Source organism: Streptomyces sp. NPDC014006, from assembly GCF_043088925.1.
Lineage (GTDB): Bacteria > Actinomycetota > Actinomycetes > Streptomycetales > Streptomycetaceae > Streptomyces.
The window spans coordinates 14,439-32,365 of record NZ_JBICAJ010000005.1 but is presented as its reverse complement, the minus strand read 5'-3'; the positions used below and the strand labels follow the sequence as shown (position 1 = coordinate 32,365).

Here is a 17,927-nt window from a genome sequence, read left to right as displayed (position 1 = left end):
GTTACCGCCGGGCGGCCCGGCGCAGCGCATCGACGCGGTCGGTGCGCTCCCACGTGAAGTCGGGCAGTTCGCGGCCGAAGTGCCCGTAGGCGGCGGTCCGGGCGTAGATGGGGCGCAGCAGGTCGAGGTCGCGGATGATCGCGGCCGGGCGCAGGTCGAAGACCTCCGTCACGGCCTTCTCGATGGCGGCCTGCGGGACGGTGGCGGTCCCGAAGGTCTCGACGAAGAGACCGACGGGTTCGGCCTTGCCGATGGCGTAGGCGACCTGCACCTCGCACCGGGATGCGAGGCCGGCGGCGACGACGTTCTTGGCGACCCAGCGCATCGCGTAGGCGGCGGAACGGTCGACCTTGGAGGGGTCCTTGCCGGAGAAGGCGCCGCCGCCGTGACGGGCCATGCCGCCGTAGGTGTCGATGATGATCTTGCGGCCGGTGAGGCCGGCGTCGCCCATCGGGCCGCCGATCTCGAAGCGGCCGGTGGGGTTGACCAGCAGCCGGTAGTCCTCGGTCTCCAGCTTGAGGCCTTCCTGGGCCAGTTCGTCCAGGACGTGCTCGACGACGTGTTCGCGCACGTCGGGGGTGAGCAGGGAGTCCAGGTCGATGTCACTGGCGTGCTGCGAGGAGACGACGACGGTGTCCAGGCGTTTGGGCTTGTTGCCCAGGTACTCGATGGTGACCTGGGTCTTGCCGTCCGGGCGCAGGTAGGGCACGGTCCCGTCGCGCCGCACCTCCGACAGGCGCCGCGACAGGCGGTGAGCCAGGTGGATGGGCAGCGGCATGAGGCTGGGCGTCTCGTCGCAGGCGTAACCGAACATCAGGCCCTGGTCGCCGGCGCCCTGGAGGGCCAGCCGGTCCTCCTCCGGCGAGGATCCGTCCACCCGCCGCTCGTAGGCGGTGTCGACGCCCTGGGCGATGTCGGGGGACTGGGCCCCGATCGAGACGGACACGCCGCAGGAGGCGCCGTCGAAGCCCTTGGCGGAGGAGTCGTAGCCGATCTCCAGGACGGCTTCGCGCACGAGGGCGGGGATGTCGGCGTACGCGCTGGTGGTGACCTCGCCCGCGACATGGACCTGACCGGTGGTGATCAGGGTCTCCACCGCGACGCGGGCCGTGGGGTCCTGGGCGAGGAGGGCGTCGAGGATCGTGTCGCTGATACGGTCGGCGATCTTGTCGGGATGGCCTTCGGTGACCGATTCCGAGGTGAAGAGCCGGGCAGACATGAGAACTCCTGGGGGTCGGGACGACGGGGCGTGGATCAGGGGTTGCGGTGACGTTCCAGGGCGTGGTCCACCAGGGAGGCGGCCGCGCCCGTGTACGTGGCGGGATCGAGCAGATCCGCCAGTTCCACGGGGCCCAATGCGGGCCCGACAAGCGGGTGTTCGGCAAGGACGTCGGCCAGGGGCCGTCCGGTGCGCGCGGCGGTCTCGGCCGACTCGGACAGCAGCCGCTTCGCCGTGGCCCTGCCGAACTCGGGCGCCAGGACCGCGACGATCCGCTCGGACGACATCAGGGCGCCGGTCGCGGCCGCGTTGGCCCGCATCCGCTCCCCGTGGACGACGAGCCCCTCGCACAGCTCGACGGCGGTGTGCGAGGCGCCGCCCGCCAGCCGCAGACACTCACGCAGCAGCAGCCATTCGGCGTGCCAGACACCGCCCGAGCGCTCGTCCTCGGTCACCAGGCACTGCGTCAGCGCGCCCGAGAGCGCGGGGACCTGGAGCGCGGCCGAGCGGATCAGGGTGGTCAGCACCGGATTGCGTTTGTGCGGCATGGCCGAGGAGGCGCCGCGCCCGGCCACCGCCGGCTCGGCGACCTCACCGACCTCGGTACGGCCCATCGACTGCACGTCCACGGCGATCTTTCCCAGCGCCCCGGTCACGAAGGCCAGGGCCGCGGCCGCGTCGGCGACGGGGGAGCGCAACGCGTGCCAGGGCAGCGGGGCACTGGCCAGCCCGGTCTCGGCCGCGAACGCCTTCGACAGCGCCGCCGCGTCCGCAGCCGGCGCGCCGTCCACCGCCGAGTACTCCAGATAGCCGGCCAGGGTGCCCGCCGCACCGCCGAGCGAGACGGGCAGCCGGCCGTCGAGCAGCCGGGCCACGCGGTCGGCCGCCTCGCGCACCAGCAGCCCCCAGCCGGCGGCCTTCAGCCCGAAGGTGATCGGAACGGCGTGCAGGGTCAGCGTCCGCCCGGCCATCAGGGTGTCCCGATGCCGCGCCGCCAGCCGGTCCAGTGCCGCCGCGGTGCGCAGCAGGTCGGCGTGCACCAGGCGCAGCGCCCGGTCGCAGACCAGCATGGCGCCGGTGTCGAAGATGTCCTGACTGGTCGAACCGCGGTGCACGTGGTCGGCGGCCTCCGGGTTCTCCTCGGCGACGACCGCGGTCAAGGCGCGGACCAGGCCCACCACCGGGTTGGCGCTCTCCCGGGCGGCGACGGCGAGCCGGCGCAGGTCGATCCGCTCGGCGCGGGCGGCCCGGGTGATCGCCGCGGCGGCCCACGCCGGCAGTGTGCCGAGCCCGGCCTGGGCGCGCGCCAGCGCCGCCTCCGCGTCCAGCATCGCCTGGAGCCATGCCTCGTCACCGACCGCCCGCTCCACCGGGGTGCCCGCCCGCACCGGCGAGAGCAGCCCGGAGTCCAGTCCCGCCGGGTGTGCGCTCACGCGGGTGCCTCCGTCAGCGTCTTGCCCGAACGCCCTGGAGAGGCATCCGCGGCGGCGGGGGCGAGGGCCAGTACCGCCCGCGCGATGGCGTCGGAGTCGCCCAGGGTCACCGAGTTCACTCCGGGCCTGATGCCGGCCGCGGTCACCCAGTGCACCGCCTCCGTCGGCACCCCGTACGCGAAGCGCCGTGGATGCCTGCGGCCGTAGGCGTCGACCAGGTGATACGGGCGCTCGGTGACCTCGAGCCCGCCCGTCTCGTAACTCGTGCCGCACGCACCGGGAATACGGAACGGACGGCACTGCCCGGTGGACAGCAGCCCGCGCAGCAGCGGATCGGAGGTCCGGCGCACGTCAGGCTCCGGCAGGCGCGCCTCCACCAGCACCCGGGCGTGCACCGGGGCGCCGCCCCCCACGCCGTCCGACTCGGCGACGAACGCTCCCGCCGTGCCGTCGATGCGCACCCGCATGCCCGGACCGATCAGGTCCAGGACACCCGCCTCGAGCAGCGCGATCAGCTCCTCGACGCGTGAGGAGGGCGGCCCGATCGACAGGAAGGCGTTGAGCGGGGTGTACCAGCCCTCCACCTCGTCCCGGTAGGAGGTGCCGTCCAGGCCGCCGTGGTCGAGGGCGAGCCGTACCTCGTTGCGCAGGTCGCGAAGCACGTCCAGCGCCGCCTTGAGAGGCCCGCTCACGTTGCCCGCCCGAGCCTCGCGCACGTCCTGGCGCAGATGCTCCAGCATCCAGCGGCGGAACTCCGCCCGGTCGGCGAACTCCCCGTCACCGTGCGGCCGGAAGATCCGGTCCCAGTCCCACCGCTCGTCGCGTGGGATGCGGTACGCGTCGAGCAACTCGTCCATGTGGGCGGAGCCCTCGGGCAGCGAGACGAACCGCTCCACGAACTCCTCGCGTTCGGCCTCCCGGCCCCGGGCGCTCAACAGCGTCCCGTAGAAGACGCTCTCCACCTCCCGGGCGATCAGCGGCCACAGGTCGGTGCCGAAGTACACCCGCTCACCGTCCACCGCGCGCTCCCGCAGCGCCGCGACCACCTCCTCGGTCAGCACGCGCGGCTCGTGACGGCCGTGCGCACCCTTCTCGTTGGCGCCGCGGGCGTGGTAGGGGATGCCGCGCCGGGAGCCCGCGACGATGCGAGGCTCGCGGCCGGAGGGGCGGTAGACGAGACGTTCGCCGACGCGGTCGAAGCGGCCGCCGCGCCCCACGGTGAGCAGGGCCATGTGGTCGAAGAAGTTCAGGCCGAGTCCGCGCAGCAGCACGGTCTCACCGGACCGCACGTCCGACAGGTCCAGGTCCGCCGGGTTGGCCGGCAGGACGTGCAGCAGCCCGTGGGCCCGCGCGCGCTGCGAGAGAACGCGCTGGGCGGAGGAGACGCAGGTCGGCACGTGTCCCTGGGAGAGAACGACCGCGTCGAGGCCGTCGAGGACCGCCCCGTCGGACAGCACGACCTGCTGCGCGCCGTCCTCGGGCCGTTCCCGCAGGGCGACGGCCCGGGCCTGGTGCACCCGCACCCGTACGTGCGGCGGGGCGTGGGACACCACCCGGGCGAAGACGTCCTCCAGGTAACGGCCGTAGAAGGCACGGGTCGGGTAGTCGTCCGGGCCGAGCCGGCGCGCCTCGGCGAGCACGGCCTCGTCGTACAGCGGCGCCTCGCAGGGCCCGTCGCCGAGCGTGCGCGCCCACTCGTACAGGCTGGGGCCCGGCTCGACGGGGCCGTCCATCTCCACGCTGGCGTCGGTGAACACGGTCACCTGTGAGGCGACGGTGTTCATCAGCAGCACACGCGCCTGTCCGGTGCGCCACACCCGTCCGGCTCCGGGACGGTAGGGGTCGACGACGTGCACGGTGACCGCCCGGTGAGCGGGCGCGGAGCGTTCGTTGGCGCACAGCCGCTCCAGGACCGACAGACCGCGCGGTCCCGCACCGACGAGGCACAGGTCGAGGTCACCGCTGGGCATAGGGATACTCCATGGGTGTCAGGGGAGGGCCGGGACGCGGGGACTGCTTCATACCGGTGCGGCGATCAGCAGACTCGTCTCGAGGGCGAGGGAGTGCACGCTCTCCAGTCGCAGGCCAGCGGCGCCCAGGACGGAGCGGTATCCGTCGAGGGTGCGCTCGCGGCCGCCCGCGGCCATCAGCAGGTGCAGGTCCCACAGCAGCGGCAGCACGGGCGCCGTGCCGTCGGTGGCGACGATCCTCTCCAGCACCAGCAGCCGCCCCGTGTCCGCCATGGCCTCGCGGATGTTGGCGAGGAGCGTCACGCATCGTTCGTCGTCCCAGTCCTGGAGCACCCGGGACAACAGGTACACGTCGTGGCCCGCGGGGACCTTGTCGAAGACGTCGCCCGCGACCGTCTCGTAGCGGTGGGCGTCGACGGTGGCGCTCAGGTGCCGCTCGGCCACCGGCAGCATGTGCGGCAGGTCGAAGACGGTCCCCGTCAGGTGCGGGTGGGCCTGGAGCACGGCCGACAGCAGCAGGCCGCTGCCGCCCGCCACGTCGACCACGGTGTGCGCCCGCGTGAAGTCGAAGGCCGCCGCGGCCTCGGGGAAGAACACGTTGCCGGCGTTCATGGCGCGCAGGAACCGCGGCCCCGCGTCGGGCTCGTCGCGCAGATGGGCATGCAGCGAGGTGCCGAAGGCGTGCTGGAAGCCGGAGGTCCCGGTGCGGATCGCGGGTACCACCGCACCCCAGGCGCGGTGGAACTCCTCCCCGTACAGCAGCACCATGTCGCGCATGGACTGTTCGCCGTCGGCGACGAGGAGCGCGCCCACGTCGGTGAGCCCGTAGCCACCCTCCTCGTCTCCGCTGAACACGCCGAGCGCCGCGAGCAGCCGCAGCAGCCGTGCGAGGCCGTCCTCGCTGGCGCCCGTGCGCTCGGCCAGCGCCGGGACGGTGCGGTGTCCGGCGGCGATGTGGTCGGGCAGGGACAGCGCGGCCGCCGCGTGCAGGGCCTGGGCCCGCCAGGTGCCGGTGATCAGATCGACCACCTGACGTGCCGCCGTCGTCTCGGTACCGGGCATGATCAGACCTTCCGTACGGGGGAGGACACGGCGAGCGCGGGGTCGCCGGTGCGGGACAGGACGGTGCGCAGACGTTCGCGCAGCAGGCGCTTGAGGACCTTGCCCGTCACCCCCACGGGGAGTTCGGAGCGGTCGGCGGCCAGCAGCAGCCCGCCGAGCGGTGCCAGGCCCTCGCGGGCCAGGGCCGCGTTGCACGATGCGAGCAGCCGGCCCGCGTCGCGCTCCTCACCGTCGGCGAACAGGACGACCGCCAGGGGACGGGAACGCCCCGGTGAGTCGGGATCGTCGACCGCCACGACCGCCGCGTCCAGCGCCTGGGTCGCGAGCAGGACGACCTCCTCCGCGGGGAGGCTGTACACCGGACCGCCGGCGGTGTGGATCACGTCGGGGGTGCGGTCGAGGTGGTACCAGGTGCCGTCGCTGTCGCGGCGCATGATGTCACCGGTGAGGAAGTACCCGTTGACCGTCGATTCCTCGGTCAGGTCGGGATCGTCCAGGTAACCGGCGGTGATGCTGGGTGTCCGCACACCGAGCCGGCCGGCCTGCCCGTCGGGCAGTTCACGGCCCTGCTCGTCGAGTACGGCCGCCTTGCGCACCACCTTGGCGGGCAGGCCGATGTGGCGTGCGTACCGGGTCGTCTCGGGCGTGTAGGCCTGCTTGAACAGCACCATGCCCATCTCCGACGACCCGAGTCCGTCGAGGTAGCGCGAGCCGTTCAGCACCTTGCCGTTCTCGGTGCGCCGGCCCAGCGCGATCAGCGGTCGGATGTGCCGCTCGTGGGAGGCGTCGCCCATGCCGTGCCAAGTGTGGAGGCGCCGGGCGGCCTCGGGGCTGATCTCCCCGGTGGGTATCTCGGCCAGGGTGAGCGGGAAGGCCAGCACGGTGGTGGGGTGGAACAAGTTGACCGCCCGCGCCACGGCCTCGCCGCTCGCGTCGTCCAGGATCAGCGTCGGGATGCCGAGCAGGATCGCCAGGCTGAGGTAGCTGATGCCCGCCGAGTGGCTGTGCGGCAGGGCCGTCAGCAGCCGGTCGGAGCGCAGGGAGGGGAAGGACCACAGCCGTTCCCGCTTGCCCGCGAAGAACGAACCGTGGTGGAACACCGGGGCCTTGGGCCGGCCGGTGGTGCCCGACGAGTGCGAGATCATGACCAGGTCTTCGGCGGTGTGCCGGTGCGGGAAACCGGGCATCGGCCGGGGCGGCAGCGGAGCGGTGACGGCGAGCGAGGCGATGTCCGCGACCTCGGGCGTGGCCTTCCCCGGCGCGTCCGCCTCCCAGGCGTCCGCGAGGCCCTTGAGCAGGTCGCCGTCACCCACCAGCACCGTGGTCCGGGTGCGCAGGAAGTACTCGGCGGCCGTCGCCGGGGCCATCCTGGGGTTGCAGTGGACGGCGGCGGCACCGAGCGACGTGATGGCGATGTGGTGGATCAGGCCGAGCAGCCCGTCGCGGGTGTGCAGGCCCACGTGCGCCCCGGGCCGCACCCCGCGCCCCCGGTACCAGTGGGCGTAACGGATCACGGCCACGCGCACGTCGTCCAGGGACATCGCCCTCGGCGTGCCCGTCGCCCAATGGGGGGAGGACACGTCGGGGTGGAACAGCAGCGGACGGTCCCGGTCGCGGGCGATGCGCCACGCGTGCCAGAAGAAATTCCCCGCCCCCAGATCCCGGTCAGCATGGAGACGCAGGCGTTGCGATACGGACCTGTGGGTGCCGAACAGGAACATAGGAATACCTCACACTCCGCAGTGATGCGCCGAATTCTTCGGTCACCGGTGAGACATCGCGGCCCGTGATACCCCAGCGGTTCGGTAAAGGTTCGTGGCGGAGTCTCCAACCGGCTGCTAAAGGGCCGATGGAAAGCCGTCCCGGCCGCCGATCTTGCTTCGTTCTTCAGAGCGGGTTGCAACGATCGCACCAGTTCGATCGAGAGAAGGCTGGAGGCCGCGTCGGATGGACGACCCGCTGACAACTCCGGTCGCCGTGGTCGGCGGCGGTCCGGTCGGATTGATGCTCGCGCTGTTGCTGGATCGGCAGGGAGTTCCCTGCGTGGTCCTCAACACCCAAGCGGGCGTGCCCGACCAGCCGCGTGGCAGCACCCACAACGCGCGGACGATGGAGCACTACCGCACACTGGGACTGGCCGAGCGGATCCGCGAGCTCGGTCTTCCCGCCGGTCATTCGGCCGGCATCTCCTTCTTCACCCGCTACAACGCGCACGAACTGGCCCTGCTGCCCTGGCCGGGCAGCGGCGAGGTGCTGCGCCGGCGGATGGCCGCCGACCGCACGGACCCGTCCCCGGAACCGATGCACCGGGCCAACCAGATGTACGTGGAGCGGCTGCTGCTCGACCACGCCCGCACCCGGCCGCGCATCACCCTGTGCTACGGCTGGACGGTCACCGCCCTGCGCGAGAGCGCGGAACACGTCGACGTCGTGGCCGAACGCGACGGCGCCCGGCGCCTGTTCCGGGCGGCGTTCGTCGCGGGCTGCGACGGCGGCCACAGCCTGGTCCGACGCCACCTCGGCATCCGCTACGAGGGAGAGGGCACCCTCGACCAGGACATCCTCGGACGCCGCTCCACCGCCGCCCACCTGCGGGTGCCCACGCTGTACCGGGACTTCCTGCGCGATCGCGGCGCATGGAGCAACTGGGTCGTCAACGCGGACCTCGCGCTGAACCTGATCGCGCTCAACGGTGTGGACGAGTTCTTCCTGCTCACCAGCTCCGTCGACCCGGACACGGCGACCGACGCCGAGCTGGTGCGGCTGGTGCAGCGGGCGGCGGGCGAGCCCCTGCCGGTCGAGGTGCTCAGCCACCGGCCCTGGACTGCGGGCGCGGCGCTGGTCGCCGAGTCGTTCGGCACGGGCCGCATCCGCCTCGCCGGTGACGCCGCGCACCTGTTCACACCCAACGGCGGCTTCGGCATGAACACCGGTGTGGACGACGCCGCCAACCTCGCCTGGAAACTCGCGGCGGCCGTGCGGGGCTGGGCGGGCCCGGACCTCCTGGACACCTACGGCGTCGAGCGCCGGCCCATCGCCCTGCGCAACACCTCGGCGGCCCGGACCCTCGGCCAGGGACTCGGCGCCGTCGACCGGCCCGCCTGGCTGGAAGCGGACTCCGCGGCCGGCGAGGCGGCCCGGACCAAGACCGGAGCGGAACTGGCCGAGTACGGGATGCGCACCCTGGACACCCTCGGGGTGCAGCTGGGCGCCCGCTACGACGGCTCCCCGATCGTCGCCGGGGACGGCTCCGGGCCGGTGCCCGACTCCTTCGCCGCGTACACGCCCTCCGCCGTACCGGGCGGCCGTGCACCCCACCTGTGGCTCGACGACCGCCGCACGGCCGGCAGTTCGCTGTTCGACCGGTTCGGCCCCGGCTTCACGTTGCTACGGCTCGGCCCGCGTCCGCCGCGGACGGAACGGATCGAGGCCGCGGCGGGTGCCCGGGGCGTGCCGCTGCGGACCCTGACGCTCGACGATCCGCTCGCGCGGGAAGTGTACGGACGTGATCTGGTGCTGATCCGCCCCGACCAGCACGTCGCCTGGCGGGCCGACCGGGAGCCCGGTGACCCCGGGGCGCTCCTGGCGCAGGTCACCGGGTGGCCGTGCGAGACGGCGGCGAGACCCTCGCCGGCCACGGCCCGCGGGCGGTGGTGATCGAGCGCACAACAGGTCCCGTGACGGGACCGGAAGAGCCTGAGCGACGGTAGAATCCGCGCGGATCGCGACGTTTGACCGGGTATTCCAGCGGGACGATCTTCCGCCGGCCCGCCCGGGCGACGATGGGGGAGTCACATGGAGTTTCGCGTTCTCGGCCCTTTGAATGTGTGCGACGACGAAGGCCGCCACAGAACCCCGACCGCGCCGAAACAACGGCAACTGCTGTCGCTCCTCGCCCTCAACGCGAACCACGTCGTGTCCGTGGCGCAGATAGTCGAGGAGATATGGGAGTACCGTCCGCCGTCGAGCGCGGTCGCCGCGGTGCACACGTACGTCATGCAGTTGCGCCGCTTCCTGGACGGGGCCCGGCGCGGCCCGGGACGCACCCCCGGCCGGCTGCAGACCCGCGACCAGGGGTACCTGCTGAAGCTGAACGCCGGTGAACTGGATCTGGATCGCTACGAGCAGCAGGTGCGTGCCGCGCGCGCCACACTGGACGCCGGCGAGTACGCCGAGGCCGCCGAGCAGTTGCGCGCCGCCGAGATGATGTGGACGGGGCCGATGCTCGTCGACGTGCCCACCGGTCCGCTGCTCAGGGCCGCCATCGAGGTCGTCGAGCGTGACCGGCTCGACGCCGTTCCGCAGCGGCTGGGCGCCGAGCTGCGCCTCGGGAGGCACCATGAGATCCTCGGCGAACTGACCGCGCTGGTGCATCAGTACGGCACGCACGAGGACCTCGTCGCGCACCTCATGCTAGCCCTGTACCGGTCGGGCCGGCAGGCCGACGCGTTGATGGCCTACCACCGGCTGCGGGCCCGGCTGCGGGAGGAACTCGGCACCAAGCCGTCGGCGCGGCTGCAACGCCTGCACACGCGCATGCTCTCCGGGGACCAAGGGCTGGAGCCTCCCTCGAACTCGCGCTCCAGGCAGTCGCTCAACCTGCTGGCCGAGCGCACTGTTTCCGCCCCCCGTGGCCCGGTAGGCGACGACGGGCTGGTCCGGGTCTGATGGCCCTGCGGGGGAACCGGTGGCGCGGGACGCGTTTTCCGGCCCGCCCGTGGCTCCCCGCGGCACGCCCTCCGCCTCCGCATGCGGTGTTCTCGGCAGGGTGATCCCCACGCGGTCAGCGAGCCGGTCAACGGGTGTCGAGGTGACCGGGCCCCCGCGGTGGCCGGACGCGGCAGGACACGAGTGCGGGCAGCTGCCGCGCGAGTCCGCCGCGACGACGTCTCGCGGCCCGCCCGCGGGCACCGGTGGGAAAACCGGTCGGCGGCAACCGTGCAGTACGAGGACGTCTACGGCTCTGTCACTTCCGCGGCCCCGAGGGCACCGTCGGACTGGTCGAGGCGGCCGGCTGACGGCTGCCGCGGAACAGTTCAGCCACCGGTTCGCACACGCCAGGGCTGGGGCCGGACGGGTTCGCGTGCCGGCCGCGTCGCCCAAGTGGACGGCGCGAGACCGGCCGGGGCCTGTCCGTGGCGGCCGGGGCCGTGCGGGCGTCGGCCCGGGCGGTGCGGGCGGCGGTCCCGGCTCCGCGCGCGGCGGCCCGGGCCGGTCGGGCGGCGGCCGGGCAGGCAGACCAGGGCGCCCACCAGGGCCGGCCCCATCAGCAGGGCTGCCGCCCCGAACGCTTGCCCCGCCCCGGCGGCCGCCCCGGTGCCACGACCGCACACCGCCACCGCGAGCACCGTGCCCAGCGCGGTCCCGAACTGTCCCGCGCACTGCACCAGGCCCGCCGCCAGCCCCGCGCCGCTGCCCCGGAACCGGGCCAGCGCCACGACCTCGCACGACATCCAGATCAGCGGAAGCCCCGCGCCGGCCAGGACCAGCCCCGGCAGCATGCCCGAGACGTACCCCGGGGCGTGCGAGCGGGCGGCCAGCGTCCACAGGCCCGCCCCCAGGAGCAGACAGCCGAGCGCGCACGGCAGGCGGGCACCGTACCGGGTGAGCAGTGCGCTGCAGGCCCTGCCCACGACGAAGATGCCCCCGACCATCGGGAGCAGGGCGACTCCGGCGGCCAGCGCACCGAACCCGTAGGTGTCACGCAGCCGCATGCCGCCGAGGAAGGCGACGGGCGCGGCGGCCGTCGACACGAGCAGGACGCCGGCCGCACCGCACACCAGGTTCCGGTCGCGGAGCAGGGACGCGGGCAGCAGCGGGTGGGGACATCTGCGCTGCCGGTGCGCGAAGAGGGCTGCCAGCGCCGACGCGGCGAGCGCGGCGTACGCCGTGTATTGGTCCACGCCGTGAGCAGCCGGCCGGACCAGGGCGTACACGGCCGCGAGCAGAGCGCCGGTCAGCGCGGCGGCCCCGGCCAGGTCGAGGCGGGCTCCACGGGTGCGGGGCGGATCGGGCAGCGGGGTGCGGCGGGACACCAGGAGGGCGCCGACGATCACGGGGACGTTGAGCCAGAAGGCCCAGCGCCAGTCGAGGCCGCTGACCACGAGGCCGCCGCACACCACACCGGCCACCGAGCCGACGCCGCCCGCGCCCGCCCACAGCGCCAGGGCCCGGGCGCGCTGCTGCGGTGCGGCCGCCGTCACCAGGAGCGACATCGCGGCGGGCACGAGCACGGCCGCCGCCAGCGCCTGCCCGGCGCGGGCGGTGACGAGGAGCGGGCCGCTGGGGGCGGCGCCGCACAGGGCCGAGGCCACGGCGAAGGCGCCCATGCCGTGCAGGAAGAGACGCCGGGCCCCGGCCAGGTCCGCCAGCCGGCCGCCCAGCAGCTGGAGCCCGCCCACCAGCAGCACGTATATGTTGGTCACCCATTGCACGGCGTCGAGCGACATCGACAGGTCGCGCCGGATGTCGCTGAGCGCGAGCGTCACGATGCCGGAGTCGGCGTTGGCGAGCAGCGGAGCGAGGACGGCCAGGGCGAGCAGCCGGCGGTCCAGCGGGGGCGCTGCGCGGTCGCGGGTGCGAGCAGGGGCGGCCAAGGCCATGACGACTCCAGGGAGTTGACATCGATGCCGCCGCGCCGGCCCCGGAGCGGGGTGGACGGGAAGAGGCGGCCCGCGGCCTGCCGTTCGGATCGGCGCGGATCAGGCGGCGGGTCCTGGTGCGGGCGGGCACGGCGAAAGGCCACGCGCAGTGGTGGCGGCCGGCGGCGACGCGGCAGGCGGCCGGGGCGTGCGAGCCCGGCGATCCGAACGAGTGGCGGCCCTGGGGCCGCGAGACGTCACGGCGGGCAGGACAGGGAAAGGCGGAGAAGCGGAGAAGCGGGCGGGGCCCGCGGCAGGGCGCCCGCGACGGCTGGGCGCTGCGGCGGCACTCGGGAACGAGCGGGACGCGGCGAGGGCGCGGGAGCAGGCAGGGCGCCGCGGAGTTCCGCCGGAGGACGGCCGGGCCGCCGCGGACGGCCCGGCCGTCCTCCGGCGGTGTCGTCGCGGAGCCGGGTCCGGGAGCGGACGGAACTCCTGCGGTCCTCCGGGGGAGCCGGCGGGTCAGCGGCAGGTCGCTCCAGGAGGCGACAGCAGCGGACAGCACTGCCGGCGGCGCCGGCGGCCCGCGCGGATCAGGTCACCGCACGCCGCCGGCGGCCGTGGTGCGTCGTACGCCCGGCCGCAGTGCGGCGGCCGGGCACGGGCGGAGGGGCCGGGTTCGCCGGCCCTCCCGCACGGTGGTGCTCAGAGCTCCTTGAGGAGCCCGCCGTCCACGACGAACTCGGCACCCGTGGTGCTGCCGGAGCGCGGCGACGCCAGCAGCACGACGGCGTCGGCCACCTCCTGCGGCTCGACGAAGCGGCCCGTGGCCAGGTTCAGCATCTCCGGGACGACGCTGTTGATGACGTTGTCCTTGTCGGTGCCGGCCTGGGAGGCGATCATGTCGGCGACGCCGCCCTCGTCGGTCCACCACGGGGTGCGCACCACACCGGGGGAGACGGTGTTCACGCGGATGCCCTGGGGCGCGAACTCGCCCGAGAGCACCTTGGTGATGTTGCTCAGGGCGGCCTTCGCGGCACCGTAGTCGACGTTGATCGGCGAGGGCTGCCGGGCGTTGCCGGAGGAGATGTTCACGATCGCGCCGCCGCCGCGCTCCAGCAGGTGCGGGATGGCGGCACGGATGGCGCGCACGGCCGAGAACAGGTTGAACTCGAACATGGCACGCCACTCCTCGTCGGAGGCGTGCAGGAACGAGCCGCGCGGCAGGGTCACGCCGGGAGGCGGGCCGCCCGCGTTGTTCACCAGGATGTCGAGCCCGCCGAACTGCTCCACGGCGCGGGCGACGACCTGCGCCGGCGCGTCCTCGTCCATGAAGTCGGCCGAGACGTGCACGAGGTTCGGGCCGGCCAGCGCATCCAGCTCCGGGGTGCTCTTGCGGGACGTGGCCACGACCTTGGCGCCCTCTTCGAGGAGCGTGCGGACGATGGCCAGGCCGATGCCCTTGGAGGCGCCGGTGACGACGGCGACCCGGCCGGAAAGCTGCAGATCCATAAGGTTCCTTCTCGATGGTCGGCCCCGCCCTGAGGTGGGGGAGGAGCGCGGTGCGATGTGCTCTCGTCATGGGAAACACCGCCGTGCCCGAAGGTGTTGCAGGCGATGTTCACCGGGCCGGCGGGATCAGCGGTGCCAGCGCATGACCTCCTCCGGAAGCTCCTCCAGCTCCGCGATCTCGGACGGCTTGCGGTCCATGTACCGCGGGTCGCAGCCCTGGTGCCCCAGCAGTCGGGCGACCGGGGCCAGCACGGTGAACAGGGCTCGCTGCAGCGCCCAGGGTGGCGAGGTGAACCGCACCACGTCACCGAACTCCAGCGTGGTCACCGCCTGCTGCAGCAGCCGGGGCATGCCCTCGGGCGTGGTCTTGCCGTCCTGCGCGAGCCCGAAGAGCTGGCGCAGCACCAACTGCTCGAAGCGGTCGCTGTTCTTGCGCACCTCGCAGATGTGGAAGGCCTGTTCACCGCTGCAGTTCCACCAGCGGTGCCTGATGCCGGGCTGGATGAGCACGCTCTGCCCGGGCTTGTCGAGGGTCACCTGGCGCCCGCCGATCAGGAAGGCGACCTTGCCCCGCACCAGCGTGAAGCGTTCCTCGCTCACGGGGTGCAGGTGCTCTCCCGACACGGCGCCGCCGGGCTCGGAGTACACGTCCATCACGGTGCGCTCCCCGCCCGTGTGTGAGGACGGCGTTCTGATCACGACCCGCTCCCTGCACCGCGGGTTCTCGTACACCTCACCGACGCTGACCGTCACCGGCCCCGCCTCCTTCCACCATGGCGAATTCAGCCTGGACTCCGATGGTGGCGACCGGTGGGCCGTCCGACACTCCCCATCTTGCGGTCGTATCCCGGAATCCCCCGTTCAGGGATTCGACCGCAAGATCCGGAGTGTTTTCCGCGATGGCTGATTCGTACTGTCGCGGCGCAGGTGAACGCGTGAAGCGGTGCGCCGAAAATGGCGAGAACGGGAGACGTAGAGTGCGCGACAACAGTGGGATAGGCCGCAGGCGGTTCTTCACGACCGCCGCGGCGCTGGGCGGCACGGCCGCGGTGGGTGGAGCCTTCGCCGGGCGGGCGGCGGCAGCGGAGCAGGAGGCCGCGACCGTCACGTTCGCCCCGGTGACGGTGACGCCGGCGGACGCCCAGTACGGCGAGCTCGTGCACGGCATGAACAACCGTTACGTCGGCAATCCCGAGGCCGTCCAGATCGTGGACGATGTCTCCCAGGTGGCGGGCGTGGTGCAGGCCGCCGTCACCGCCGGCAAACGTCTGACCGTGCGCTCCGGCGGCCACTGCCTGGAGGACTTCGTCTTCAACCCCGAGGTCCAGGTGGTGCTCGATCTGTCACAGCTCAACAAGGTGTACTACGACTCCGGGCGGCGCGCGTTCGCCGTCGAGACGGGCGCCCAGCTCCTGGACGTCTACACCCTGCTCTACCAGGTGTACGGCGTCACCGTGCCCGGCGGCATCTGCTACTCCGTGGCGGCCGGCGGCCACGTCAGCGGCGGCGGCTGGGGCCTGCTGTGCCGCCAGCTCGGCCTGATCATCGACTACCTGTGCGCCGTCGAGGTGGTCGTGGTCGGCGCCGACGGCAAGGTGCGCACCGTCGTGGCGACCAACGACCCGGGCGATCCCAACCGCGAGCTGTGGTGGGCCCACGCGGGTGGCGGTGGCGGCAACTTCGGCGTCGTCACGCGCTATTGGTTCCGCACACCCGGCGCCACCGGCACCGATCCGAAGAAGCTGCTGCCCAAGCCGCCCCGCGAGGTGTACCTGGTGGCGCAGGCCTGGCCGTGGGAGACCATGACGGAGGCGAAGTTCTCCCGGCTGGCACAGAACTACGCGCGCTGGTTCACCGCGCACAGCGCCCCGGGCGCCCCCGAACTGGCCCTGGCCAGCTTCCTCGTGCTGACCCACAAGTCCGCCGGCCAGATCGCCATGGTCACCCAGGTCGACGCGACCGCTCCCAACGCCCGCCAGCTCCTCGACGATTACCGCGCCGCGATCGGCGACGGCGTCGACGTCCCGACAGTGGCCGTCACCCGCCAGTTCGCCGAGTTCGGCCCGATGGCGAGCTACGCCGAACCCCGAAAGCTGCCTTGGCTGGAGGCCACCCGTTACCTCGGCACCACCAACACCAACCTCACCGACCCGACCTACCGGCAGGAGTACAAGTCCGCGTACATGCGCGCGGCCTTCCCCGACCGCCAGCTCGCGGTGCTGTACAAGCACCTGACGCGCACGGACGTCACCCTGCCCGGCGCCTCCATCACTCTCAGCTCCTACGGCGGCGAGGTCAACCGGCTCGCCCCGTCGGCCACCGGCTATCCGCACCGCGAGTCGTTCTTCAAGATGATGTGGATGTCCCTGTGGAACGACCCCGCCGAGGACGCCGCCTACATCGCCTGGAACCGGCAGTGCTACGCGGAGGTCTACGCCGACACGGGCGGTGTTCCCGTGCCCAACGACGTCACCGACGGCTGCTATGTCAACTACCCGGACAACGACCTTAACGACCCGAAGTACAACACGTCGTCGACGCCCTGGCACGCCCTCTACTACAAGGGCAACTACCCGCGGCTGCAGCAGGTGAAGAAGAAGTACGACCCGACGAACTTCTTCCGCCACGCCCAGTCCGTCCGTCTGCCCTGACCCACGCGTGAAGGCCGCCCCGGTCCTCCCGGGGCGGCCTTCACGCGTGCGTGGCGCGGAACTCAGCGCTTGACGGCGAACGTCAGCCCGTCCGCGTAGGGGATCACGCTCAGCTCCACCCGCTCGTCGTGCAGCAACCGCGGGTTGAAGGCGCGCAGCGCCTGCGTCTCGGAGTCCTGGACGGACTCGTCGAGCAGGGCGCCGTGCCACAGCACGTTGTCGACGACGACGAGACCGCCGGGGCGCAGCAGCTCCAGCGCGAACTCGTAGTACTCCGTGTAGTTCTCCTTGTCCGCGTCGATGAAGACGAAGTCGAACGTGCCGGCGGCGTTCTCCTCCTTCAGCAGCCGCTCGAGGGAGGCCCGGGCGTCGCCGATGCGCAGGTCGACCTTGTCCGCGACGCCGGCCCGCTTGCAGTAGTCGAGCGCCATGGCGCCCCACTCCTCGTTGATGTCCAGCCCCACCACACGGCCGTCGGCGGGCAGCGCGAGCGCCGTCGACAGCAGGCTGTAGCCGGTGAACACGCCGACCTCGAGAGTCCGCCGGGCGCCGGTCGCCTTCAGCAGGGTCCGCATGAACTGACCCTGCTCCGGCGAGATCTGCATCAGGTGCAGGGGAAGCTGCGAGGTCTCCTCGCGCAGCTTCCGCAACAGGTCGGGCTCGCGCAGCGAGACATCGGCGACGTAGTCCTGGAGTGCGTCGGTCAACTCGACCTGGAGTCTCATGATTGGCCACCTCGTGTCGGTTACTCGAATCCGAGAAGGAATTACAGGCGCCCGCACGCACCGGTGTCAATCATCTCCGGCCTCCTGGATATTGCGCAGAAATACCCGCGGTTCCCCTCGATCGATCCTTCAGCGGCCACCGGCACAATGCCCCTCAGAGAGCGCCGAATTCGAGGGCTCATTTCCTTTTCGAGGAGTGTCGATGGGCGACAGTCAACGCCGCTTTCGTGACTGCCTCGGCCGGTTCGCCACGGGCGTCACCGTGGTCACCGTCGAACACGGCGGCGGCGTGCACGGCGCCACGGTGGGCTCGTTCACCTCCGTCTCCCTCGACCCCCCGCTGGTGATGGTGTCCCTGGACCGGCGCAGCCGGATGTGCGACCTGCTCACGGGCGCGTCGTCGTTCGGCGTGAACATCCTCGCCGCACACCAGCAGGACCTGGCCCTGCACTTCGCGGGCCGGCCACTGCCCGCGGACACTCCCGTGGCCTGGGACCCCGACGCGGCGGGGCCGCGTCTGGCCGGCTGTTCCGCCCACCTCGACTGCGTGCCCTGGGCCGCGTACGACGGCGGCGACCACGTGCTGCACATCGGGCAGGTGAGGACCTTCACGACGTGGGACGCGGAGCCGCTGGTCTTCCACGGCGGGGCCTTCCGCCTCCTGGACACCGCGCCCGGGCACCACGCGTGGGCGGGCACCCTCGACGGACCGGCGGACGGCGCATGGCCGTCGGGAACCGCGGCGCTCCACATCCCCCTGGGTCACTGACCGCC

The 17,927-nt window shown here is 72.6% G+C and carries 13 protein-coding genes; 4 read left to right on the top strand and 9 right to left on the bottom strand.

Going from position 1 to position 17,927, the window contains the following annotated elements; all coding sequences use genetic code 11:
- Position 1: 1 nt before the first annotated feature.
- The 5 genes from metK to ACF1GV_RS18265 are packed head-to-tail and all read right to left on the bottom strand — an operon-like array spanning position 2 to position 7,405.
- A complete protein-coding gene (gene metK / locus ACF1GV_RS18285) occupies positions 2–1,219 on the bottom strand; it encodes a methionine adenosyltransferase (RefSeq protein ID WP_391681721.1) in 1,218 nt (405 codons plus the stop codon).
- Positions 1,220–1,254: 35 nt separating this feature from the next.
- The gene (locus ACF1GV_RS18280) at positions 1,255–2,652 is read right to left on the bottom strand and encodes a lyase family protein (RefSeq protein WP_391681718.1); all 1,398 of its coding nucleotides are present in this window, start codon (positions 2,650–2,652) and stop codon (positions 1,255–1,257) included.
- Positions 2,649–4,622 carry an FAD/NAD(P)-binding protein gene (locus tag ACF1GV_RS18275; protein ID WP_391681716.1) on the bottom strand — a complete coding sequence of 658 codons (1,974 nt, stop codon included), beginning with the start codon at positions 4,620–4,622 and terminating at the stop codon, positions 2,649–2,651. Before ACF1GV_RS18275 ends, ACF1GV_RS18280 begins: the two co-directional genes overlap by 4 nt.
- A gap of 48 nt (positions 4,623–4,670) precedes the next feature.
- Entirely contained in the window at positions 4,671–5,684 is a 1,014-nt protein-coding gene (locus ACF1GV_RS18270; protein ID WP_391681714.1) for a methyltransferase, read from the bottom strand.
- 2 nt (positions 5,685–5,686) lie between these two features.
- The gene (locus ACF1GV_RS18265) at positions 5,687–7,405 is read right to left on the bottom strand and encodes a class I adenylate-forming enzyme family protein (RefSeq protein ID WP_391681712.1); all 1,719 of its coding nucleotides are present in this window, start codon (positions 7,403–7,405) and stop codon (positions 5,687–5,689) included.
- Between the two features lie 226 nt (positions 7,406–7,631).
- Between ACF1GV_RS18265 and ACF1GV_RS18260 the strand changes: the two genes are divergently transcribed.
- Together ACF1GV_RS18260 and ACF1GV_RS18255 are read left to right on the top strand one after the other, a co-directional pair.
- On the top strand, positions 7,632–9,341 hold the full coding sequence (locus ACF1GV_RS18260; protein ID WP_391681710.1) for an FAD-dependent monooxygenase: 1,710 nt from the start codon (positions 7,632–7,634) through the stop codon (positions 9,339–9,341).
- 138 nt (positions 9,342–9,479) lie between these two features.
- The gene (locus tag ACF1GV_RS18255) at positions 9,480–10,352 is read left to right on the top strand and encodes a BTAD domain-containing putative transcriptional regulator (RefSeq protein WP_391681708.1); all 873 of its coding nucleotides are present in this window, start codon (positions 9,480–9,482) and stop codon (positions 10,350–10,352) included.
- A 368-nt stretch (positions 10,353–10,720) separates the two neighbouring features.
- On the opposite strand, the gene ACF1GV_RS18250 is transcribed toward ACF1GV_RS18255, so the two are convergent.
- From ACF1GV_RS18250 to ACF1GV_RS18240, 3 genes are all read right to left on the bottom strand, one after another.
- Positions 10,721–12,286 (bottom strand): MFS transporter, encoded by a 1,566-nt coding sequence (locus ACF1GV_RS18250; protein WP_391681706.1) that lies wholly within the window; start codon positions 12,284–12,286, stop codon positions 10,721–10,723.
- 684 nt (positions 12,287–12,970) lie between these two features.
- Positions 12,971–13,777, bottom strand: coding sequence for an SDR family oxidoreductase (locus ACF1GV_RS18245; protein WP_363266127.1), 807 nt, complete (start codon positions 13,775–13,777; stop codon positions 12,971–12,973).
- 126 nt (positions 13,778–13,903) lie between these two features.
- Entirely contained in the window at positions 13,904–14,530 is a 627-nt protein-coding gene (locus ACF1GV_RS18240) for a cupin domain-containing protein (RefSeq protein WP_391681703.1), read from the bottom strand.
- A 224-nt stretch (positions 14,531–14,754) separates the two neighbouring features.
- Between ACF1GV_RS18240 and ACF1GV_RS18235 the strand changes: the two genes are divergently transcribed.
- Positions 14,755–16,428, top strand: a complete 1,674-nt coding sequence (locus ACF1GV_RS18235) for an FAD-binding oxidoreductase (RefSeq protein ID WP_391681700.1) — start codon at positions 14,755–14,757, stop codon at positions 16,426–16,428.
- Positions 16,429–16,490: 62 nt separating this feature from the next.
- Here the strand turns inward: ACF1GV_RS18235 and ACF1GV_RS18230 are convergent, their stop codons facing one another.
- On the bottom strand, positions 16,491–17,153 hold the full coding sequence (locus tag ACF1GV_RS18230; RefSeq protein ID WP_391681697.1) for a class I SAM-dependent methyltransferase: 663 nt from the start codon (positions 17,151–17,153) through the stop codon (positions 16,491–16,493).
- A gap of 202 nt (positions 17,154–17,355) precedes the next feature.
- Between ACF1GV_RS18230 and ACF1GV_RS18225 the strand changes: the two genes are divergently transcribed.
- The gene (locus ACF1GV_RS18225) at positions 17,356–17,922 is read left to right on the top strand and encodes a flavin reductase family protein (RefSeq protein WP_391681695.1); all 567 of its coding nucleotides are present in this window, start codon (positions 17,356–17,358) and stop codon (positions 17,920–17,922) included.
- Positions 17,923–17,927: the final 5 nt, after the last annotated feature.